The following is an 18,033-nucleotide window of genomic DNA, read 5'->3' on the forward strand; positions in this document are numbered from 1 at the left end:
CACCACAGACGTTTTCGAAAATAGGCGCTGAAACCCCTATGAATGCTGGGGTGGCATTACGAATTTGACGATTTTTGCCGTTGAACTGTCGAACTCGGGTGATCTGCGCTTCAAATATGACTTTAACCGGCGCTATTAACGTCGCTAAACAATATCTCTATTTTTCTCTCCAAATGCCATTCACGACTGGGGGAGCCCGGCCATGAATCAGACCATGCAACTCAAGCAGTCAGTCGACGCCCTGGCGCAGAGAGTGGTCCGCATGACCGAAGAATATACCCGTTCGGGAGTGGCGTTGTGGATTTGTCAGAATGGTGCAACCCATGTGATCCCGCTGACCGTCCGCGAGCCTGCCACACGTCTTAAATCCCATCACTGCGCCCTTATCGGGCATTACCGTGCACCCTGCCAGGCCATCGATATCGTGGATGACATTGAGTGGATCGTGCGCCAGATCCGCACTGGGCACTTGCACTAAACTGATATGAGAATCCGCAGATTGGTATTAGACATGGACGAACGCAACCCGGCCCCGCGCGGTATGGATGATTGGCTGAGAGCGCGGAAGTCTGACCTGAAAGTGGGCCTATCATGACGCCCTTGTGGACGCATTTCGTGCTCAACGTGGCGCAGGTCGTCTTCCTCCTGGTGTTCGCGCCCTTAGTGGAAGGCGTACTGCATCGCCTCGAAGAGATCATCCAGGGCAAAAGTGGGATCAGCGTCTGGCAGACCTATCGCGACATCGGGAAGCTATTCGCCAAAGATGAGGTCATTTCCGAGGAATCCACCTGGGTCTTCCGCTTTGCCCCCATCGTCGCCTTTGTCATGCCGCTCTTCGTCGTGTTACTGATTCCGGCGCTGACCAAATTTCCCCTGTTTTTCGCCTTCATGGGCGACATGGTAGCGGTGGGATTCCTGATGGCCGTTTCCGGGTTTTTCGTGGCGCTGGCCGGGATGGATACCGGCAACGTCTATGCGGCGGTGGGTGCCAGCCGCACCCACATGGTGGGTTTTCTGGCGGAGCCCGTCTTCATCATGGTGTTCTTTAGTGTCTCTTACGTCGCCAACAGCACCATTCCCTACTTCGTCAACGCGACCTGGGGGGCTTCCTGGGCCAGCATGTTTCAGCCCTCTCATCTGCTCATCGTCCTGGCGTTCTTTTTGCTGATCCTCGCCGATGAGGGTCGCATTCCCGTGGACAGCCCGGCGGGCAAGGTGGAAATCGCCATGATCGGGCACTCCAAGGGGCTCGAATATTCGGGCAGCAGCGCTGCCCTGATGAAATGGGGTGGCGCTATGAAATTGATGGTCCTGGCGCTGGTTTTCGTCAATGTGCTGGTTACCCCTTGGGGCCTGTCTGCCCATGCGCAATGGGGCGCCATCCTCGCTGCCGTGGGCCTGGTCCTGCTCAAATTGCTGGCTTTTGTGGTCGTGCTGGCACTGGTAGAGACCAGTCTGGCCAAATTGCGGCTGTTCCGCATCCCTGAGTTTCTGGCCGTCGCCTTCATCATCTGCCTGTTCGCGGTGAGTGTGCGCCTGGTGGGGATCGCCTGATGGTCGCCGTCAGTAGCACCGCCCTCGCCCTGGACGGCTCGGTGGCCGGACTCTTCGTGGTGTTTGGCCTCGGGGTCATGGTCTCCCGGCAAATGCTGGCCTCGCTGTATTTTTTCATGTGGCAATCCGTCGCCCTGACGGCATCGGCGCTGGTCCTGGCCGATGCCCTGGACGCCATCAACCTGCTCTGGGTGGCGATCATTACCTTCGTCACCAAGGTGATCGCCGTTCCGCTGGTGTTGCGCTGGGCGGCTGGACAGGCCATATACGGGCGGCGGGAAGTCGATCAGGCGCTGAGCATTCCGGCTTCGGTATTGGTGGCAGCCGTCCTGGCCTTGGTCGGCTGGTTCGCGGTGGCACCCACCCTGCCCTTCCTGCACACTGCCCCTTTTGCCCACCTCAACTTGCCGACGGGGCTCATCATGGTGCTGTGGGGGGCTTTTACGGTGGCGCTGCGGCGGGAAAGCGTCGCCCAACTGATGGGACTGCTCATCATGGAAAACGGGGCATTTTTCGGCTCCATCGCCATCGTCCACAACCTCGCGGTGATTGCCGAAATTGCCGCTGCGGTGGACGTGCCCATCGTCGCCCTGGTCATCGGCTTACTCATCCGCAACATTCGCCGCGTCACCGGCTCCACGCGAGTGGGTGCCCTCGACCGCCTGCACGAGCGCTGAAGCCATGTCCGCGCACTGGCTGCCTCTGCTCATTTTGCTGGTTCCCCTGGCGGGTGCCCTGCTGGCCGTCGCCAACCGGCGCAGTGCGCCCTACCTCAGCCTGCTGGCGGCGCTGATCACCTTGATCCTGGCCATCTCGGCCGCATGGTGGGTAGAAAGGCACGGTATCCTGCGCGGTAGCGCCGGCTTTTTTTCCCTTGATGCCTTGGGAGCTTTGTATCTCTTGCCGGTGAGCTTCGTGTACTTCACGTCCTCCCTGTATGCCATTGGCTATCTCTGGGCGCGGCGGCAGGAACAAGGGCCCGATGCCGCCCCTCCACGGTATCGGGAATATTTCCCGTTGATGAATGTCTTTGCCCTCGTCATTCTGGCGGTGCCACTGGTGTCCAATCTGGCCTTGATGTGGATTTCCATTGAGTTGACGACGGTCTTTTCTGCCTTTTTGGTCGCCTACGAAGACCGCGCCGAGGCCTTGGAGGCCGCCTGGAAATACGTAGCCCTCACCAGCATGGGGGCAATGATCGCCCTGCTTGGCGTGCTGATACTCTATTACGCGACCCACAGCCTGGGCCAACCCGCCACCTGGAACGGCCTGTTGCGGGCGGCCCCGCAGATTCCCGGCCCCATTCTGCTCCTGGCCTTCGTGCTGTGGCTGGTCGGCTTTGGCGCCAAAACCGGGCTGGTGCCCATGCACACCTGGTTGCCCGATGCCCATAGTCAGGCACCGGCATCCGTCTGCGCCGTGCTGTCGGGAGTGGAGACCAGTGCCGCCCTATACATGCTGCTGCGCCTCTACCCCGTGCTGGCCAGCAATCCCGGCATCCACGACCCCGCTGCCTGGTATATGACGGCTGGCTTGATCACCGTTGGCAGTGCCGCCTTCATGCTCCTGCAGGTCCATGATTTCAAGCGGATGTTTGCCTATTCCACCATCGAACACATGGGCATCATCCTCACCGCCTGCGGCATCGGGGCGGCGGTGCATGAAGTGGGAACGGTCTATCAACTCTTCGCCCACGGCTTTACCAAATCCCTGTGCTTTTTTGCCGCCGGCCTTGCGGGCGTGGTTTTTGGCACCCAAGAGATCGCCCAGGTGCGCGGTCTCATCAGCCGGGCTCCCGCCGTGGGTTGGGCGCTGATCATCGGTACCCTGGCCATTGCTGGCGCGCCCCCCTTCGCGCTGTTCCTGTCGGAATTCGAGATCCTGTATACCGGATATGCCAGCGGCCAGTATCTGGCCACTGGGCTGCTCACCGCCTTCATCGTCCTGGCCTTCATTGCCCTGGCCTATCAGGCTTCGCGGATCGCCTTTGGAGCACCCGCGACGGACGCCCCCCAGGCGCGCCTGCCCATCCCGCGCAGCAGCATGGCCGCCATCGCCTTGGCCATCATCCCGGTTTTCGTCTTCGGATTTTTTCTGCCGCCAGCACTGGGGCACCTGGTCCATCAGGCGGCGGCATTGTTAGAGGTACATAGATGAGCGCGGCCAACCCCTTCACCCATTGGCTAGCGCATCTGGCGGGCGTGGAGCAGCGCACGCTGCAGCCCGACTGGCTGCAACTGCGCTGCGCCGCCACCCAACTGCCCGAGCTGACCACCGCCCTGGTCCACGACTGGCAGGCGGAATTTGCCACGCTGCTGGTGGAGGAGACCGGGGTGGACGACGTCCTCGCCGTGCATTATCTCTTTTACCTCCCCAACGACGGTCAGCGCATCGAAACCCGCATCGAGGCGCATCCGGGCGAGGAGCTACCCGCCATCAGCGACACCGTACACGCCGCCGACTGGCATGAGCGGGAAGCCTGGGATTTGTACGGGTTACGCTTTCGCGGTCACCCCTTCCTGGGGGATTTCGTCCTCCACGATGATGATTGGCCCGAAGGCGTGGACCCCATGCGGCGCCGTTTTGATGGTCACCAGCGTCCCGATGTCCACGGTTCCGGTGCGGATTGGCAACCCCCCAAGATTCTCCAGGAAGACGGCGCCATCGTCTTCCCCATCGGGCCCATCTGGGGAGACACCAATGAATCCGGTCTGTGGCTGCTGGAAACACCGGGAGAACAAATCCATTACCTCCACACCCGGCTTTTTTACAAATACCGGGGTGTGGAAAAAATCGCCGAGGGCCGCCCCGCCGGCGATGCCTTGCTGCTCGCCGAGCGTTTTGCGGGAGCGTCTGCCTTTGCCCACGGCTGGGCGTATTGTCAGGCGCTGGAAAGTATCGCCCAGCTTCGGGTTCCGCCCCGTGCCCAGCGGTTGCGGGTATTGTTCGCGGAACTGGAACGCATGCGTCACCACGCCGCCAACATCGCCGAAATTGCCGGCTCTACGGCACTATCCGTCGGCAAGGCCATGGCCCAAGACATTGTCGAGAGTTTACTGCGCCTGAGCGCGCGCCTCTGTGGACATCGCTATTTTTTCGGCATCTTGCAACCCGGCGGTTTGCGGCAAGACCTAGATGAGCACCGCGTACAACTGTTGCTCGACACCCTGCCTGCCGTGGAGCAACGCCTGCGCGACCTGGAAGACCGCCTGGAACGTAGCTCCAGTTTTCTCGACCGCATCGAAGAAATGGGGACCCTCAGCCCGGAGCTCGCCCAAACCTACGGCGTAGTCGGTCCCATTGCCCGCGCCTCGGGGCGGCCCCTCGACCTGCGCCGCCATCTGCCCTATGGCGCCTACACCCACCTGCAGCCGGAAATCCCGGTGGAGCAGGAAGGCGACGGCTATGCCCGGCTGCGCATTTTTTTCGCGGAAACCCGGATCAGCGGCGAAATGGTCCGCGAAGTCGCCGAGCGGCTCCCTAGTGGACCGATTGCCGAACCCTGGCAGCCCCAGGAAGGCCATGCGCTCGCCTGGGTAGAGGCCCCTTCGGGAGCCACCTTCCACTGGCTGCGCTGCGACACCGACGGGCGGGTATCCCGCCTACGTCTCGGTACGCCCGGTTTTCGCAACTGGCATGCCTTTGAACGCGCGGTGGAAGGCGCGGCCTTTCAGGACTTTCCCATCATCCTGGCCACCTGGGGCCTGTCCATAGCGGAGAATGATCGCTGATGAGCTTCTGGCCTTACTACGGACTAAAACAGGGCATTCAAACGACCCCCTGGCCCGACGGCGAGGATCTCAGTCCGGGTCTCAGTCCGGGACGGCCGTTGTCAGCGCCCGTCACCGCCCCCGAAGCGACGGCGGCACTTTGCCCTGTGGGTGCCCTGCAGGCGAGAGCCGAGGGTGTCCATGTCGCCTTTGACCGCTGCATACACTGTCAGCGCTGCCGTCAGGGGGAACACGCCCTGCCTTGGCAAGAAGATTTTGCCTGGACCGTAGCGGCAGCCAACAACCAGGGCCCCTTGGGAGGGCGCTTTTATGAGTCCCTGAACGTGCTGTACGTCGATGCCGGTGCGTGCGGGGCCTGCGTCAACGAAGTCCGTCTGATCGATGCCCCCGCCTACAATCTGCACCGTTTGGGCATCTTCGTGACAGCCACCCCACGCGACGCCGATGTGCTGCTCGTGGCCGGCCCCATCACCGACGCCATGCGCACCGCCATCCGCAAAGCCTATGCCGCCATGCCCGAACCCAAGCGCGTGGTGGGCATGGGGGTCTGCGCCGTCAACGGCGGTATTTTTGGCGAGAGCTTCGCCTGCGCCGGCGGGCTGGAAAAAATCGTCCCCGTGGATTGGTGGATTCCCGGTTGCCCACCCCCACCTCTGGCCATTTTGCAGGGGTTGTTGCGGGTCGTCGGTCGAGCCGTTCCCCAGATGACGGAGGAGGGAACCCCATGATGCTCTACGTCCTCGCCTACTTGCTGCTGCTCGCCGGTCCCCTGGTGGCCCTGTTGCCGGGGCGCCGCCTTCCCCCCGTCCTGGCCTGGGGGCTGATGACACTGGCCTGTGTGCTGCTGGGAATACAGGGCATTGACGCCATGGTCGCCGGTGGAGCAATCCCTATGATTCATCTGGCGTTACCGGTAATTGGCGCCTTCAACTTCGTGCAGACGCCGCTGGGCGGGTTGCTCATCCTCATCACCGCCGCCGTATTTGCCGTCACCCTGCCCTTCGTGACCCATGACGCCAACGCCTATGGTCGCGCTCGCCGCGGATTATTCCTTGGCATCGTCATGTTGACCCTGGCCGCCATGATCGGCTTTTTCAGCGCCGCCAGCATCGTCTCCTTTATGTTTTGCTGGGAGATCGCCGCCATCGCCATCTGGGGCTTGATCACCTTTGAAACCCGGCAGAGCAAACCCGTCGCCGCCGGACTGCTGACCCTGGCCCTCTCGGAACTCGGCAGTCTGGCGGGATTGGTGAGCCTCTTGCTCCTGGCTTCGGCAGCGGGGAGCAGCCAGCTCGCCGAAATCGCCAACGCCATGCCCCATATCCCAACGAGCCTCGCCGTGGTCGCGGGCCTGCTGGCGTTTTTTGGCTTCGGCATGAAGGCCGGCATCATCCCCCTCAACGTCTGGCTTCCCGCCGCCCACGGCTCCGCCCCACGATCCACCTCGCCGATCCTCTCGGGTGCCACGCTCAACCTGGGGCTGTATGCCTTTTTGCGCATCGATGCCCCGATTGCCCTGCACCATCCCACCCTTGGGCTGGTCATTCTCAGCAGCGGCGCCCTCACCGCCCTCATCGGCATCATCTACGCCCTGGTCGAAAAAGACATGAAACGCCTGTTGGCCCAAAGTTCCGTGGAAAACATGGGCATTGCTACGGCGGGTATTGGCGCCGGCCTGACCTTTGCCGCCTACGGTCATCCCCTCCTGGGCGGGGCCAGCATGGTGGCCGGCCTCTATCACATGATCAACCATTCTACCTTCAAAACGCTGCTGTTTCTGGGTGCCGGAGGGATTGATGCGACCACTGGCACCCACGACCTGGACGCCATGGGGGGCCTGATGAAACGCCTACCCGCTCTCGGTAGTTTTTTTCTGGTGGGCGCCTTTGCCATCGCCGCCCTGCCTCCATTCAACGGCTTCGTCAGCGAATGGTTGCTGCTGGAATCTCTGCTGCGGGTGGTGGAAATTCCCGACATTCCCGTGCGTATTACCTTTGCCTTGTCGGGTGCCTTGTTGGCGCTGACTTCGGGGCTTGCCCTTACCTGCTTCATCTTGTTGCCGGGGAGTGCCCTGATGGGGCTACCGCGCTCCCCGGCCGCCGCCAGCGCCCACCAGGCGCCGCGCACGGTGGTCATTCCCATGGGCATTCTGGCCGCGCTTTGCCTGCTGCTGGGACTTTCGGCAACGCTGGTCATCCCAGCGCTCGGGCAACTGGCCGCGCCCCTGGTCGGCGCCAACCCCACTGCCGCACTGGTTCCCAATTTCTTCCACTGGACGGGCAGTGTGCCGCTAGCCATCCAGCACGCTCTGGACCCCATCGGCGCGCGTGTAGGCGCCCAAATACTGCCCCTACGCGGGCTGGTCGTCATGCACCTGGATCACAGTAACGCCCCGGTGGTGTATGCCATGTCCACCCTGCTGACGTTTTTGGTGCTGACCTTCTTGCTGGGGGGCGTCTGGCTGCTGGTGCGCGGGCTGCGCCATCGCGGCGTGCGGCGCAGCACCCTCTGGGATGCCGGCCTCACCCGGCTGCGCCCGGAAATGACCTATACTGCAACCACCTTTGCGGCACCGGTGCGGGTCGTCTTCCAAGGGCTTTTCCACCCGGTCGTGGAAACCCAGGAAGAACGCCAGGGCGCTTTTGTCCTGACCCGTCGTTATCACCAGGTCATCACCAATGTCTCCGAACGCCTGGTACTGCACCCCATCAGCCGCGCCGCCTTTTTTATCGCCGACAAGCTCGCCCGCATGCACAAGGGACGGGTGAATACCTATGCGAGTTACATATTACTGGCCTTGGTCCTGGTGCTGGTCATCGCGGCAGGTGCGGGGGGTGGGTAACCGCTTTACGCCGCAAATATACCTATGCCTTTAGAGATTGAATCCAGACCACATTTAGATGTTCTAAAATTATTGAAAGGGTTGCAACACCATCTCGCCACTCAAGCTGATAGACAAGGAGTCTACCGATGAAGGATTTGCGCACAAACTTTCTCGATCATGTCAAAAAGGGGTTACAGGGCCAGCCTCTGCCCTTGCGCCTCATCTTTTGGGATGGTCATGAGTATGCCTTCGCCGAGGACGTGCGGGTCACTATGCACATCAAGACCGCCAAGATTGTCACGCATTTACTGGTGGGCAGCGCCCTGGACGTGCTCGGGGAAGCCTATGTGGAGGGTGACCTCGATATGGAGGGCAGCTATCAGGACATCCTCGCCGTTGCTGAGGGCCTCGGCAGCGCCTTCCCCGGCAAAAAACCCAAAACCGGCATCCTCCACAAGGCCCTGCACAGCAAGGCCAAAGACAAAGAGGCCATCCACTACCACTATGACGTTTCCAACGCCTTTTACCAGCTTTGGCTGGACCGCAACATGGTGTATTCCTGCGGCTATTTCAAAACCGGCGAGGAAGACATCGACACCGCCCAGGAACAGAAACTCGATCACATTTGCCGCAAGCTGCATCTGCAGCCGGGCGAAAAGCTCCTGGACATCGGTTGCGGCTGGGGCGGCTTACTGAGCTGGGCGGCCCGCCACTATGGGATTCACGGCGTCGGTGTCACCTTGAGTGAAGAACAGTTTGCCTTCGCTAAGGAACGTATGGCCCGTGAAGGGCTGGCTGACCGAATGGAAATCCGCCTCCAGGATTATCGCGACATCCCCGAACGGGAGCACTTCGACAAGGTCAGCTCCGTGGGCATGTTCGAGCATGTGGGGCGGGCCAAGCTGCCCGAATACTTCGATGTCATTCAGCGGGTGCTCAAGGAGGGCGGCTGGGTAATGAATCACGGCATCACCGCCAGCCAGCAGGATGACGAGGGCGGGCATCATTCGGGCTCCGATTTCATCGACAAATACGTCTTTCCCGATGGCGAAATCCCCCATTTGTGGCGGGTAGTGCGGGACATGGCCGGCGCCAGCCTGGAGGTGCTGGACGTGGAAAATCTGCGCCCGCACTACGCCCAGACCCTCATCCATTGGGTGCGCCGCCTGGAAGCCCACAAGGCCGAAGCCGTGGCCATGGTCGGACCACAGCGTTATCGCATCTGGGCGATCTACATGGCCGGCTGCGCCTACGCCTTCTGGCGCAACTGGTCGGCGCTGCATCAGGTCCTGGCCGTCAAGCAACGCGGCGAAGCGCTCACCCCGCGCCCCTGGGAACGCCGCTACCAGTATGTGGATCACGATCCCTTTCGCCTCGCCGAGCCGGATTGGGGGGACGTATGAGCCCGCACGCTATCCATTCCATCACCCTGGTCCGTCACGGCATGACGGAATGGGCCGCCAGTGGCCGCCATACCTCCGTCACCGATATCGACCTGACCGAGGAAGGGAGGGCGGAAGGCAAGGCCCTGTGGGCTTATTTCGCGGCGGGCGACCATCACTTCGATGGGGTCTACACCAGCCCTCTCCGTCGGGCGCGGCACACCGCCGTGCTCGCCGGCTTCGAACCCCAGACACACGCCGGCCTGCACGAGTGGCGCTATGGCCGCTACGAGGGCAAGACCACGCCGGAAATCCACAAGGAGAACCCGGAATGGACCATCTTCCGCTGTGGCGCCCCGGAGGGCGAGACTGGCGAGCAGATTCAACAACGCTGCCAAAAACTCCTGCAGGATTGGGCAGACGCGGGGCACGAGCACGTGCTCTGCTTTGCCCATGGCCACATCCTGCGCGCCCTGGCCTGCTGTTGGCTAGGACTGGGCTTGGAGTTTGGCGACCACCTGCACCTGGATGCCGCCAGCATCTCTCGTCTGGGCTGGGAGCATATTAGCCCGGCGATTACGCTATGGAATCAGCGCCAATAGCCGCCGAATGTTGTTCTATACTGAAAGGGTGTCGTTAGCAGAGGAGATAGGCAATATGAAACTCGTGGATTCCCCAAAGGGTACTATTCGCATAGCATTTGACAAAAAAGATCTCAGCAAAATTGTTGATCCGATCATCAAAAATGCCGAGCAGTTTTCCTCCGTGCCGCTGGACATGGTGTATTTGCTTGGCGAGCAGGACTATCGCATCGACGATCACTTTCAACAACCCAAGGGTGTTTTTGATTGAGGAGGCAAAATGAAGATTATCGCAGAAGATCAGGACAGCACCACGCTGGAACTGAGTATGGCGGAAGCCCAAGAAATTGCCGCCAATTTGGACAAAAATGCCAGCATCCTGGGTAGCGCAGGCGCGGAGCTCCGCAAACTCTTACCCGATGCGGCAGTCAGTGCGGGGGGAACACCCCGCTATGAATATGACGAGCCCGAAGATTTACGCAACCCCTAAGCGGTCGCCAGAGTCGCCCCCGGACGTTTCGGGGGTTCGTAGGTTCTAACCAGTGACGGAGTCGATATCTCATGGAAGCAAAAACCTGGATCCTGGTGGCGAATGCCAGCCATGCAAAACTCTATCAGCGCCAACACACACTCCAAGTGCCCGAATATCTGCGCAGTTGGGAACATGAAGAAAGCCGCAAGCATGTGGAAGATTTGATCGCCGACAGTGCCGCTGGCCGCAGCCAGCAAAGCTTTGCCCACGGTGCCCGCCCCGCCATCGACCCCAAAACGAGCCCCAAGCTGGTCGTCAAGGAGCATTTTGCCGCCGAGCTGGGTCACTACCTGAATCAGGAGCGCAAAGCGGGCACCTTTGCGGAAATCATTCTGGTCGCCTTGCCGGAGTTTCTGGGCTTACTACGCGAGGCCTTGGACAAGGATATGGCAAACTGTGTAACGAAAAGTGTGGCCAAGGATTACACCGAGAGCCATAGCGAGGAACTCCAAAAGCATTTGGAGGCATAACCACCCTGAGGCGCACGCCGCGCGCAAGAGACCCTTTTATTTAGGTAGCTGCGTCAAACGCTGTTTGTAGGCCCGCTCGATACAGGCGGCATCGGCCCCACAGGCGTTTCGCTGCTTGAGCCATGCTAACTGTTCTGTTTTGAGCTGGTCTCGCAGCGGATCGCAAGCTAACTGGCTGTCTCTGTAGGAACTATAACGAGCGTTGAGTTCATTATCCAAATTCCGCAGCTTCTCGCTCTTACAGATCGTCGTTTCTGTTGCGCCAGCAGCTTTCTTGCAGAAAATAGGATCGGTAGTTTCCCGATCTTCAGCCGATTTTCCTGTCGCGGCAAAATCGCTCCACTGCGAGATGCGGTCATTCAACAAACAGGCGTTTAGTAGAGAATCGCTTTTTTGCGGGTAGAGAGTATGATAAAAATTCAGCCAGGCTTGGCGGTAGGAATACCACAGCTTTTGCGAATCGGCGACATTCGCTGGGTATACTACCCGCCATCTGCATCTGAATATATTTCTTTTTCAATAAGACTAATGGATTTGGCCATAACCTTTTTCAAGCGCTCATCCAGCGCCGCAACGCCAGGATTAGGAAACGCTTGCATTTTATCCTGCACGACCAGCGTTAACAGTCGCGGAAACGGTTGCCATTTTTTTCTCCTTCCAGCATCTGCCAATGCGAGTTCCACATAGGAGCCGCACCAGTGCTATATTCAAGTTCAGCTTGATCGAACCATTTTCCGGAAACTGCCACGAGATGCCAGAACGCTTTTTTCTGCGCCTCACTCCACCGCGCCGTCATCGTTTTCCATTGTGCCTCTCGAAGCAGTTTATGATTATCTATTTCATGGAGTGCGCATTCATTTGCAGACAGCGCTGAACTTGCATGATCGCATGTTTTGAATGGCGTGGGTTGTGCGGTTTTGCTCCTTTCCTGTAAATCAGCCAGGCCGGCTTCCAGTTCCGCAAGGCTCAAAGCTTCGCAAGCAAAGCGCGTAGCCAGCGGTATATTGCGAGGAACGCCTTGGCCATTGGCGTACAACATCGCCAAGACACCGGGACCCTGTAGCATTGGCGCGCCAACATCCTCTTTACGTTCGACATACGCACACCATCGCGCTTTTTGAAAGTCCGGCTTGCCAATGGCAGGATCATAATAGTCGATGCTGTTACAGTTTTTATCTTTCGAAAAATACGCTTTGTCTGGCAGGTCACGCGCCGGGATCGGCACTTTTTTCGCCTGTTTGCATATCGCTTCGGCTTGTGCCTCGCCGATTTCTGCACTCCATGCTGTCGGCATCGCTGCAAAAAGTAGAGCCACGCAGGCAATGGTCCCTGATAGCTTGTGTCTTAGACTCAAGTTGTTAGAGCTTTTCATAACGCAACCTTTCAACTCTTCGGCATCACAGAGATCAGGGCATTGACCGTTGTCCGACCTTTGTCTATCGACACTTGGATACTCGACACCGTGATTTCTGCACCGTCAAAGATGTGTTGACCCGTGCCGCCAGAGATCATCATCATTCTGCCGCCCGATTCCGCCATAGACATAACCGAAACATCCGAAAACCCAACCCGTGCAAACTGGGTTTTTACCAACGTTTCGGCGTCGGGTGGGAGGGGGTTTTGCCCATACGCCACCAACTGATGCGCCTTTTCACCACTCGGCAGGTTGGCATTCTGCCCACTGACGGCGACATCCATTTTCAAGGTCAGTTTTCCGACCACCGGCTCCAGGGTCTTTTGCAAAAGATGGAAAGCAATCTGTCCGTCCACTCCCGTGGCGGCGATGCTTTCCCCTGATTTTTCATCCGCGGCTATGCGCGCTTGGACCCGCGTGCCATCCTCTGTCTTGCCCTGAAAGTTGACAGATTTTCCGCTGTTGTCCTGTTTGGAACCACTACAACCCGCTATCGCCAAGGCAACGGCCAGGAGCAGAACGCCTGTGACCGACCTGCGCCCCAGCAACGAGCCTGGGCATTGATTCTTTCTGGTGTAGCATCTATCCATCTTTCCCTCCGCCCCTGTATTCGCTCAGGGCTATTAGTGTCACAGATAACCTTTGCGGCAATATTTCCGCCGTCGCCATTCGGGCATTCCATATCTTTGAAGGCCAAAAGCGTCCTTCGGAACGCGCCACCAACTTGGTCTTCGCCTTGCCACAGACCGAGCGACGGCAAAGCAATAGGCTGGCTTCTGGCCCCGCCTCCAACCCTCATTGCCAAAACGCATTGAGTGCGGGTGCTTCTCCCTTCGCCTTCGGTAACGGCAGCTGGCAGGCGGCGAGATTTCCGTTGGCGCAGGGCAGGCGGTAAGCGGTGATGGGTACAGTCACCGTCAACGCTTTCCTACAATTCATCGCTTGCGCGCCCTGGCAGGTCTGGTTCATACCCAGCAGGTCCGCCGCCGCCCAGGCCCGCAGGGCAGGCAGCAGCGTGGATAGCACCGCCGGGTTGCGCACAAAAAGACGGATGCCGGCGTCCTCCGGAAGCTTGCTTGCTTCGCCCGCGCGGTATCGGTAGTACAGATTATCCACCAGCCCCAATGCAAGGACGTCGCCCTGGGAATTGCTGTACACCAGGCTTTGGGTTTGCGCGTTGTGCGGTTCGATGCCCCAGTACAGCACCCCCTGGGGCAGGATCGCTTTGGGAAGCGGCGAAATGCTCAAGCCACGGATGGCACGCTGCTCTAAAGTCTCGCCACCGCCCACGGCTAACTGACCGTCTTTGCCGAGATACTGCGCAAACATTGCTCGCGTGAGTGCGGGGCCGGAAAACCGCTTTTCCAAACCATTCAGTTGCCAGGAGCGGTCCGTGAGGACTTTGAGGGTGCAGGGTCCGTTATCGCCACACTGCAAGAGTTTCTTTTCAAACGCTGCGTTGGTGTCCAACAGCGCTTTGCAATACGGCGTTCCCTTGCCAGCTTTTTGCAGGTCTTCCCAAAATCCTACGCTAATAGTATCGAGAAGCCCAGCGGACCCGCCAAAAGAGCCCGGCGGGTTATAACTGTTTATCGCCTTGCATACGGGACCCCATGCCGGGCTGGGAAAAGGTTTTCTACCAATGCAATAGGCGTTAGGCCCGCCCCAATCGGGATCGTAGCGGGAGCTCGCCAAGGCCGGGCAGTCCAGTTGCTGTTCTCCGGCTTTATCCTCAGCGGCATAGACTTGTCGCTCTTGCGACATGCCGAATACACCCAAAGCCGTTGCCATCACCACTAATACCAACTTTCCGTTCATTTTTTCCTGAACCACAGGTATCCCAAGCTAGTTCCAGAGGGTTTGCTGACACCAACATCGCTAGCTTCGATGTCGAACACTCCTTCATGCTTATCCCCATTCCGCAACTCCACCAGCATCTGGAAAGAATATTGGCCAGGATAATCCTTCTGCGCCTCGTCCTCATGGCTTCGCAAACTCAGCACGAGCAGCTCCATATCGCTCACCGCTGCGGCCAATCAGAGAGAGTCCGGGCACGTAGGCGATAGGCTCTTTCCAAACACGCTGCATCTGCCTTACAGGCGTCAAGGCTTTTGAGCCACTTGCGCTGATCTGCAATCAGTTCTGCCCGCCCGGCGCTGTTGGGCTTGCTTCTTGCAAAAGCCTGATGATAGGACTCGGCCATCGTACGGTCCCACATTTGCAACTGAGGGTTGCTGCAGACGACTTTTTCCGTGGGTGTACGCGCCATTCGGCAATCAGCCTCGGCAACCGGTGGCTGGGTCTTTTTCTCCTGGAAATACTTGGCTGTATCCTCGCCAAGTGCCTGTTGATATGCCTGGGTGAGTTCTTTCACATTGTCACCTCCAACGTCACGGATACCCATATCCCAATAATACGCATTGAGCAGATCCTGCCGCCGGGCAGCATCATCCTTGAGTAACCGATCCCGCATTTTCGCGCCGTAGGCTCGATCCAGAGCCGCCAGTCGCGGATGTTTACAAACCGTTTTCTCTGCAAGGTTACTTGCCGTTCGGCAATCAAATGAGGGGCCATTGCTCGGCAAGGGGCGCGTATAGAGGTCGAAAATTTCGCCAAGCAATCATGGAAATTGCGGCGCTTCCCGCAATATTGTCTTAGGCGCTGCATTTGTCACACCTCCAAACTCTGTCTGCACTTTTGCTTCGAGTGCGCGCCACTCCTCAACCTTGAGATATCCCACAGACTTCCCCACTTCCTTACCATTGCGAAAAAGCACGATTTGAGGGAGAAGGTTTATACCGTAACGTTGTATAACGGGGGGAAGGTTCTGCCACGGAGACCATTGCGTTACCGCATACACTAGCCCCTGCCGGGCACCGTGATGACTCAGAACGGTAAAATTCTTTCGCATGCCTTCGGTACAGAAGACACATTTTGGGTCCGGACTGGTGAACAACACCACAGCTTTGTCATGCTTGGCGAGAAAATTTGGAAGCTCATCCGCAGGCACCAGCATGGGATCCGCAAAGGCCGCCCCCGCTACAAAAAACAATAGGACAAAAGATACAATTTTGTATATGGACAGGTACATCACGCCCCCCTTTTGGTATCAGGATAAATCTCACGACAAGTCATTTTTATCTCAACATTTGGCTTTACCACAAACTAAGGTAGTGTCCCGTTTACCGGTTCGCATTTCTGTGCGTACATCATTGCCAAAAGAGTCCGGGAGACACGGAATCCTGCACCTTGGGCAAGGGCACAGGGCTCTGTAGGGCGTTATTCTCCCGCTTTTTGCCGGCCTCGTGTCGCAGTAGAAAGGCGCGAATGGGCAGGGGCGACTGCATGGCCGCAGTGCAGCGCTGGGCGTCTTTGCCCGGGCATTCCTGGTTGAAGCCCAGACTGTCCGCCGCCGCCCAGGCGCGCAGCGCCGGCAGATAACGCTCCAGGGCCTTCGGGTCTTGCACAAACAGGCGTAACTGGGGCGTCGAGGTCTTTTCTTTGCTGGATAACAGCAGATCATCGGCCATGCCCAGTACCTGCAACTGTCCTTTGCCGTTGGTCATGGCCAGCGACTGCACAGAGCCCTCCCCCTGCTGGAAGCCCCAAAAAAGGGTGCTACCGTCGGCCAAGGTCACGTGCGGCAGGGGATACAATGCAAAACCCGCCATCACCCGTTGCCCCAGGGCCTGGGGCTTGCCGCCCGAGCCGGGAATCACCCAACCTTTGCTCCAGGCCGCTATCTCGTCCTCGGGCAGATCCTTGCGCAGCTTGGCACGCAAAGCCATCAGCTCTTTATCCCTCGCCTCTTCGACCCGCAACATGCACAACAAATCTTTGCCACAGGCATCGCGCCGACGCAGATACTCCCCCTGGGACACCACGATGCGCTGCTGTTCCGGGCTATTCAGTGCGGTGTTCTGCAGAAGGTCACGATACTGACCGAAAACGTAACCATCCTCTTGGACGAGCTTGTCCCAAAGCTTACTATGGCGCGCCTCAGGACTACAGATAACCCGCTGCGCAGCCCAATGCTCTTTGTCGTTGCATCCGACAACATTGACATAGGGCAATTCATCGATGGAGTGGACCGCGGCCTGGGCCGGCGCCATAGCCCCCAGCGCGATCCACGCCACCGAGAATACCATCACAGTACGACGCATTTGCCTACACCACATACCATTTCCTCCGCTCATTGCCTATTGCCACTCGATTACGAGCCCCGCTGTTCTCGCCGCCGCAGGGAGAGCCTTTTTGTGGTAGCGCACCCCTCTGGATTGCCTGCTTGAGAAGATTACCTTCTCGCTGCCGCCTACTCGCATAGCGCCTATCGGGAAGATCGTTCTTGGCAAGGTGCCCGGCCAAGGTCTCCCAATCTCCCGCATAAAAGGCCTTCCACACCACGTAGCGGGTTTCGGCCTGTTTAGTTTTTCGGCAATCCTTGTTATCTACCGCCTGCTCTCCTTTACACTTTTTACTCGAATACGTGTGAATTTCGTCTGCCTGGGAGCCGTACTGATAGGTGAAATCGAGCAAAACTGTTTGTGCCGCCTCCGGTAGTTGCTGAAAGGTGACACCCATAGTGTTATAGTTGTTGAATAGTTTTTCAGTGTTCTGGCGCTCGCTAGCCTTGATTGCATTACTCAATAAGGATGCTTCTTCCTTGCTCACGAATAGAGGATGCTTTTGAAGCGCATCAACCGCTGCTTGCAATTTCAGGCCCATATACGGACTCAATCGTGAAACAAGTTCATTCACATCCACGCTAGCGGGCTTACCGTACTTCCGAACATAATTTTCCACTCGGTTCCGTAACCCGTTTGCAGTTTGCTGTCCCAAATCCACTCCCACCCCAATAGTGACGCCGCTACTACCTGCCGCCTTGAAATCCGGGTGCGATTTCAAGAGGCCGGGAACAAATCCTCCGCGATTTTTGTCCATTTTTGCTTCCCCATAAAATCCTGGTACATAAGCCCCCACGTACAGCCCCCCCTCGCTGGTCTCTAGGAAGGAACTATCGGCGCGATTGGCACTTGAACAAGGGATACTGGGCTGCGCAGCACTCTGCGTTGGCGCGGTTGGGCCAGAGCTTACCGGTGCGGTCACTGGCGGGGCTGCACACGCAGCACCCAGCTTTGCCTTGACGTCAGCATCAAGCCCTAAACATGCATGCGCATGAACATCAATTTCAGCCATACGCTTATCATAAGCATCAGCAATACACTTGGTATCCGCTTCACATTTATCCCTCTCCCTCAGCCACTCCTTCTGCTGCATGGCTTCATATGCCAGCATACACTTGTTGTTCATTTTTTCTTCGTGAGTGCGCCAGGCCGTGTAGTTGTGATTGAGCTGAGCATCCTTCAGTTTCAAGTCGTTGTGTGCACAGATAGTCTTCTCCACAGGGGTTTTGGCAAGCTTGCAATCGAAGGCGTCCGCCGTGCCGCACCAGCTTACTGCCGCAAGGACACCCACTTGCCAAACACGCTTGGGTACCAAAAAATCATTTCCCATATCCTTACACTCCCTCCATCTTTTTCATGCA

Annotated in this window: 21 protein-coding genes; 12 read left to right on the forward strand and 9 right to left on the reverse strand. The window is 58.4% G+C overall.

Features of this window, described 5'->3' with window-relative positions; genetic code table 11:
- The first annotated feature begins 202 nt into the window (after positions 1 to 202).
- The 12 genes from AB4090_RS13010 to AB4090_RS13065 all read left to right on the forward strand — a co-directional run bounded on the left by AB4090_RS13010 (position 203) and on the right by AB4090_RS13065 (position 11,074).
- Positions 203 to 478 (forward strand): hypothetical protein, encoded by a 276-nt coding sequence (locus AB4090_RS13010; protein WP_369574317.1) that lies wholly within the window; start codon positions 203 to 205, stop codon positions 476 to 478.
- Positions 479 to 591: 113 nt separating this feature from the next.
- Positions 592 to 1,554, forward strand: coding sequence for a respiratory chain complex I subunit 1 family protein (locus AB4090_RS13015; protein ID WP_369574318.1), 963 nt, complete (start codon positions 592 to 594; stop codon positions 1,552 to 1,554).
- The gene (locus AB4090_RS13020) at positions 1,554 to 2,231 is read left to right on the forward strand and encodes a hypothetical protein (protein ID WP_369574319.1); all 678 of its coding nucleotides are present in this window, start codon (positions 1,554 to 1,556) and stop codon (positions 2,229 to 2,231) included. The genes AB4090_RS13015 and AB4090_RS13020 overlap by 1 nt, the downstream gene beginning before the upstream one ends.
- Before the next feature lie 4 nt (positions 2,232 to 2,235).
- Complete coding sequence (locus AB4090_RS13025) at positions 2,236 to 3,711, forward strand: proton-conducting transporter membrane subunit (RefSeq protein ID WP_369574320.1); 1,476 nt, start codon at positions 2,236 to 2,238, stop codon at positions 3,709 to 3,711.
- On the forward strand, positions 3,708 to 5,285 hold the full coding sequence (locus tag AB4090_RS13030; RefSeq protein WP_369574321.1) for an NADH-quinone oxidoreductase subunit C: 1,578 nt from the start codon (positions 3,708 to 3,710) through the stop codon (positions 5,283 to 5,285). Before AB4090_RS13025 ends, AB4090_RS13030 begins: the two co-directional genes overlap by 4 nt.
- Complete coding sequence (gene nuoB, locus AB4090_RS13035) at positions 5,285 to 6,013, forward strand: NADH-quinone oxidoreductase subunit NuoB (RefSeq protein WP_369574322.1); 729 nt, start codon at positions 5,285 to 5,287, stop codon at positions 6,011 to 6,013. Before AB4090_RS13030 ends, nuoB begins: the two co-directional genes overlap by 1 nt.
- Positions 6,010 to 8,127 (forward strand): proton-conducting transporter membrane subunit, encoded by a 2,118-nt coding sequence (locus AB4090_RS13040; RefSeq protein WP_369574323.1) that lies wholly within the window; start codon positions 6,010 to 6,012, stop codon positions 8,125 to 8,127. The genes nuoB and AB4090_RS13040 overlap by 4 nt, the downstream gene beginning before the upstream one ends.
- A gap of 128 nt (positions 8,128 to 8,255) precedes the next feature.
- Positions 8,256 to 9,512, forward strand: coding sequence for a class I SAM-dependent methyltransferase (locus AB4090_RS13045; RefSeq protein WP_369574324.1), 1,257 nt, complete (start codon positions 8,256 to 8,258; stop codon positions 9,510 to 9,512).
- On the forward strand, positions 9,509 to 10,093 hold the full coding sequence (locus tag AB4090_RS13050) for a histidine phosphatase family protein (protein WP_369574325.1): 585 nt from the start codon (positions 9,509 to 9,511) through the stop codon (positions 10,091 to 10,093). The genes AB4090_RS13045 and AB4090_RS13050 overlap by 4 nt, the downstream gene beginning before the upstream one ends.
- A 55-nt stretch (positions 10,094 to 10,148) precedes the next feature.
- Complete coding sequence (locus tag AB4090_RS13055; protein ID WP_369574326.1) at positions 10,149 to 10,343, forward strand: hypothetical protein; 195 nt, start codon at positions 10,149 to 10,151, stop codon at positions 10,341 to 10,343.
- Positions 10,344 to 10,352: 9 nt separating this feature from the next.
- Positions 10,353 to 10,562 (forward strand): hypothetical protein, encoded by a 210-nt coding sequence (locus AB4090_RS13060; RefSeq protein ID WP_369574327.1) that lies wholly within the window; start codon positions 10,353 to 10,355, stop codon positions 10,560 to 10,562.
- A 71-nt stretch (positions 10,563 to 10,633) separates the two neighbouring features.
- Positions 10,634 to 11,074 (forward strand): host attachment protein, encoded by a 441-nt coding sequence (locus AB4090_RS13065; protein WP_369574328.1) that lies wholly within the window; start codon positions 10,634 to 10,636, stop codon positions 11,072 to 11,074.
- Between the two features lie 36 nt (positions 11,075 to 11,110).
- Here the strand turns inward: AB4090_RS13065 and AB4090_RS13070 are convergent, their stop codons facing one another.
- The 9 genes from AB4090_RS13070 to AB4090_RS13110 all read right to left on the reverse strand — a co-directional run bounded on the left by AB4090_RS13070 (position 11,111) and on the right by AB4090_RS13110 (position 18,002).
- Positions 11,111 to 11,437, reverse strand: a complete 327-nt coding sequence (locus AB4090_RS13070) for a lysozyme inhibitor LprI family protein (protein ID WP_369574329.1) — start codon at positions 11,435 to 11,437, stop codon at positions 11,111 to 11,113.
- 256 nt (positions 11,438 to 11,693) lie between these two features.
- The gene (locus AB4090_RS13075; protein ID WP_369574330.1) at positions 11,694 to 12,446 is read right to left on the reverse strand and encodes a hypothetical protein; all 753 of its coding nucleotides are present in this window, start codon (positions 12,444 to 12,446) and stop codon (positions 11,694 to 11,696) included.
- A gap of 11 nt (positions 12,447 to 12,457) precedes the next feature.
- Positions 12,458 to 13,078 (reverse strand): hypothetical protein, encoded by a 621-nt coding sequence (locus AB4090_RS13080; protein ID WP_369574331.1) that lies wholly within the window; start codon positions 13,076 to 13,078, stop codon positions 12,458 to 12,460.
- Between the two features lie 205 nt (positions 13,079 to 13,283).
- A complete protein-coding gene (locus AB4090_RS13085; RefSeq protein WP_369574332.1) occupies positions 13,284 to 14,306 on the reverse strand; it encodes a hypothetical protein in 1,023 nt (340 codons plus the stop codon).
- Positions 14,303 to 14,503 carry a hypothetical protein gene (locus AB4090_RS13090; protein ID WP_369574333.1) on the reverse strand — a complete coding sequence of 67 codons (201 nt, stop codon included), beginning with the start codon at positions 14,501 to 14,503 and terminating at the stop codon, positions 14,303 to 14,305. The genes AB4090_RS13085 and AB4090_RS13090 overlap by 4 nt, the downstream gene beginning before the upstream one ends.
- Positions 14,504 to 14,508: 5 nt before the next feature.
- Entirely contained in the window at positions 14,509 to 14,961 is a 453-nt protein-coding gene (locus tag AB4090_RS13095; RefSeq protein ID WP_369574334.1) for a lysozyme inhibitor LprI family protein, read from the reverse strand.
- A gap of 147 nt (positions 14,962 to 15,108) precedes the next feature.
- Positions 15,109 to 15,579, reverse strand: coding sequence for a hypothetical protein (locus AB4090_RS13100; RefSeq protein ID WP_369574335.1), 471 nt, complete (start codon positions 15,577 to 15,579; stop codon positions 15,109 to 15,111).
- Positions 15,580 to 15,697: 118 nt separating this feature from the next.
- Positions 15,698 to 16,651, reverse strand: coding sequence for a hypothetical protein (locus tag AB4090_RS13105; protein ID WP_369574336.1), 954 nt, complete (start codon positions 16,649 to 16,651; stop codon positions 15,698 to 15,700).
- Between the two features lie 4 nt (positions 16,652 to 16,655).
- Positions 16,656 to 18,002 (reverse strand): pesticin C-terminus-like muramidase, encoded by a 1,347-nt coding sequence (locus AB4090_RS13110; protein WP_369574337.1) that lies wholly within the window; start codon positions 18,000 to 18,002, stop codon positions 16,656 to 16,658.
- Positions 18,003 to 18,033 lie beyond the last annotated feature (31 nt).

Origin of the sequence: Acidithiobacillus sp. IBUN Pt1247-S3 (genome assembly GCF_041146875.1) — a bacterium.
Lineage (GTDB): Bacteria > Pseudomonadota > Gammaproteobacteria > Acidithiobacillales > Acidithiobacillaceae > Igneacidithiobacillus.

What these genes read in the sequence shown, in the direction of transcription:
- AB4090_RS13060 (WP_369574327.1), top strand. Translation starts at nt 10,353, where the DNA reads ATGAAGATTATCGCAGAAGATCAGGACAGCACCACGCTGGAACTGAGT.
- AB4090_RS13010 (WP_369574317.1), top strand. Translation starts at nt 203, where the DNA reads ATGAATCAGACCATGCAACTCAAGCAGTCAGTCGACGCCCTGGCGCAG.
- AB4090_RS13075 (WP_369574330.1), bottom strand. Translation starts at nt 12,446, where the DNA reads ATGAAAAGCTCTAACAACTTGAGTCTAAGACACAAGCTATCAGGGACC.
- AB4090_RS13080 (WP_369574331.1), bottom strand. Translation starts at nt 13,078, where the DNA reads ATGGATAGATGCTACACCAGAAAGAATCAATGCCCAGGCTCGTTGCTG.
- AB4090_RS13095 (WP_369574334.1), bottom strand. Translation starts at nt 14,961, where the DNA reads ATGCGGGATCGGTTACTCAAGGATGATGCTGCCCGGCGGCAGGATCTG.
- AB4090_RS13105 (WP_369574336.1), bottom strand. Translation starts at nt 16,651, where the DNA reads ATGCGTCGTACTGTGATGGTATTCTCGGTGGCGTGGATCGCGCTGGGG.
- nuoB (WP_369574322.1), top strand. Translation starts at nt 5,285, where the DNA reads ATGAGCTTCTGGCCTTACTACGGACTAAAACAGGGCATTCAAACGACC.
- AB4090_RS13045 (WP_369574324.1), top strand. Translation starts at nt 8,256, where the DNA reads ATGAAGGATTTGCGCACAAACTTTCTCGATCATGTCAAAAAGGGGTTA.
- AB4090_RS13090 (WP_369574333.1), bottom strand. Translation starts at nt 14,503, where the DNA reads ATGGAGCTGCTCGTGCTGAGTTTGCGAAGCCATGAGGACGAGGCGCAG.
- AB4090_RS13030 (WP_369574321.1), top strand. Translation starts at nt 3,708, where the DNA reads ATGAGCGCGGCCAACCCCTTCACCCATTGGCTAGCGCATCTGGCGGGC.
- AB4090_RS13100 (WP_369574335.1), bottom strand. Translation starts at nt 15,579, where the DNA reads ATGTACCTGTCCATATACAAAATTGTATCTTTTGTCCTATTGTTTTTT.
- AB4090_RS13110 (WP_369574337.1), bottom strand. Translation starts at nt 18,002, where the DNA reads ATGGGAAATGATTTTTTGGTACCCAAGCGTGTTTGGCAAGTGGGTGTC.
- AB4090_RS13050 (WP_369574325.1), top strand. Translation starts at nt 9,509, where the DNA reads ATGAGCCCGCACGCTATCCATTCCATCACCCTGGTCCGTCACGGCATG.
- AB4090_RS13065 (WP_369574328.1), top strand. Translation starts at nt 10,634, where the DNA reads ATGGAAGCAAAAACCTGGATCCTGGTGGCGAATGCCAGCCATGCAAAA.
- AB4090_RS13085 (WP_369574332.1), bottom strand. Translation starts at nt 14,306, where the DNA reads ATGAACGGAAAGTTGGTATTAGTGGTGATGGCAACGGCTTTGGGTGTA.
- AB4090_RS13025 (WP_369574320.1), top strand. Translation starts at nt 2,236, where the DNA reads ATGTCCGCGCACTGGCTGCCTCTGCTCATTTTGCTGGTTCCCCTGGCG.
- AB4090_RS13040 (WP_369574323.1), top strand. Translation starts at nt 6,010, where the DNA reads ATGATGCTCTACGTCCTCGCCTACTTGCTGCTGCTCGCCGGTCCCCTG.
- AB4090_RS13015 (WP_369574318.1), top strand. Translation starts at nt 592, where the DNA reads ATGACGCCCTTGTGGACGCATTTCGTGCTCAACGTGGCGCAGGTCGTC.
- AB4090_RS13055 (WP_369574326.1), top strand. Translation starts at nt 10,149, where the DNA reads ATGAAACTCGTGGATTCCCCAAAGGGTACTATTCGCATAGCATTTGAC.
- AB4090_RS13020 (WP_369574319.1), top strand. Translation starts at nt 1,554, where the DNA reads ATGGTCGCCGTCAGTAGCACCGCCCTCGCCCTGGACGGCTCGGTGGCC.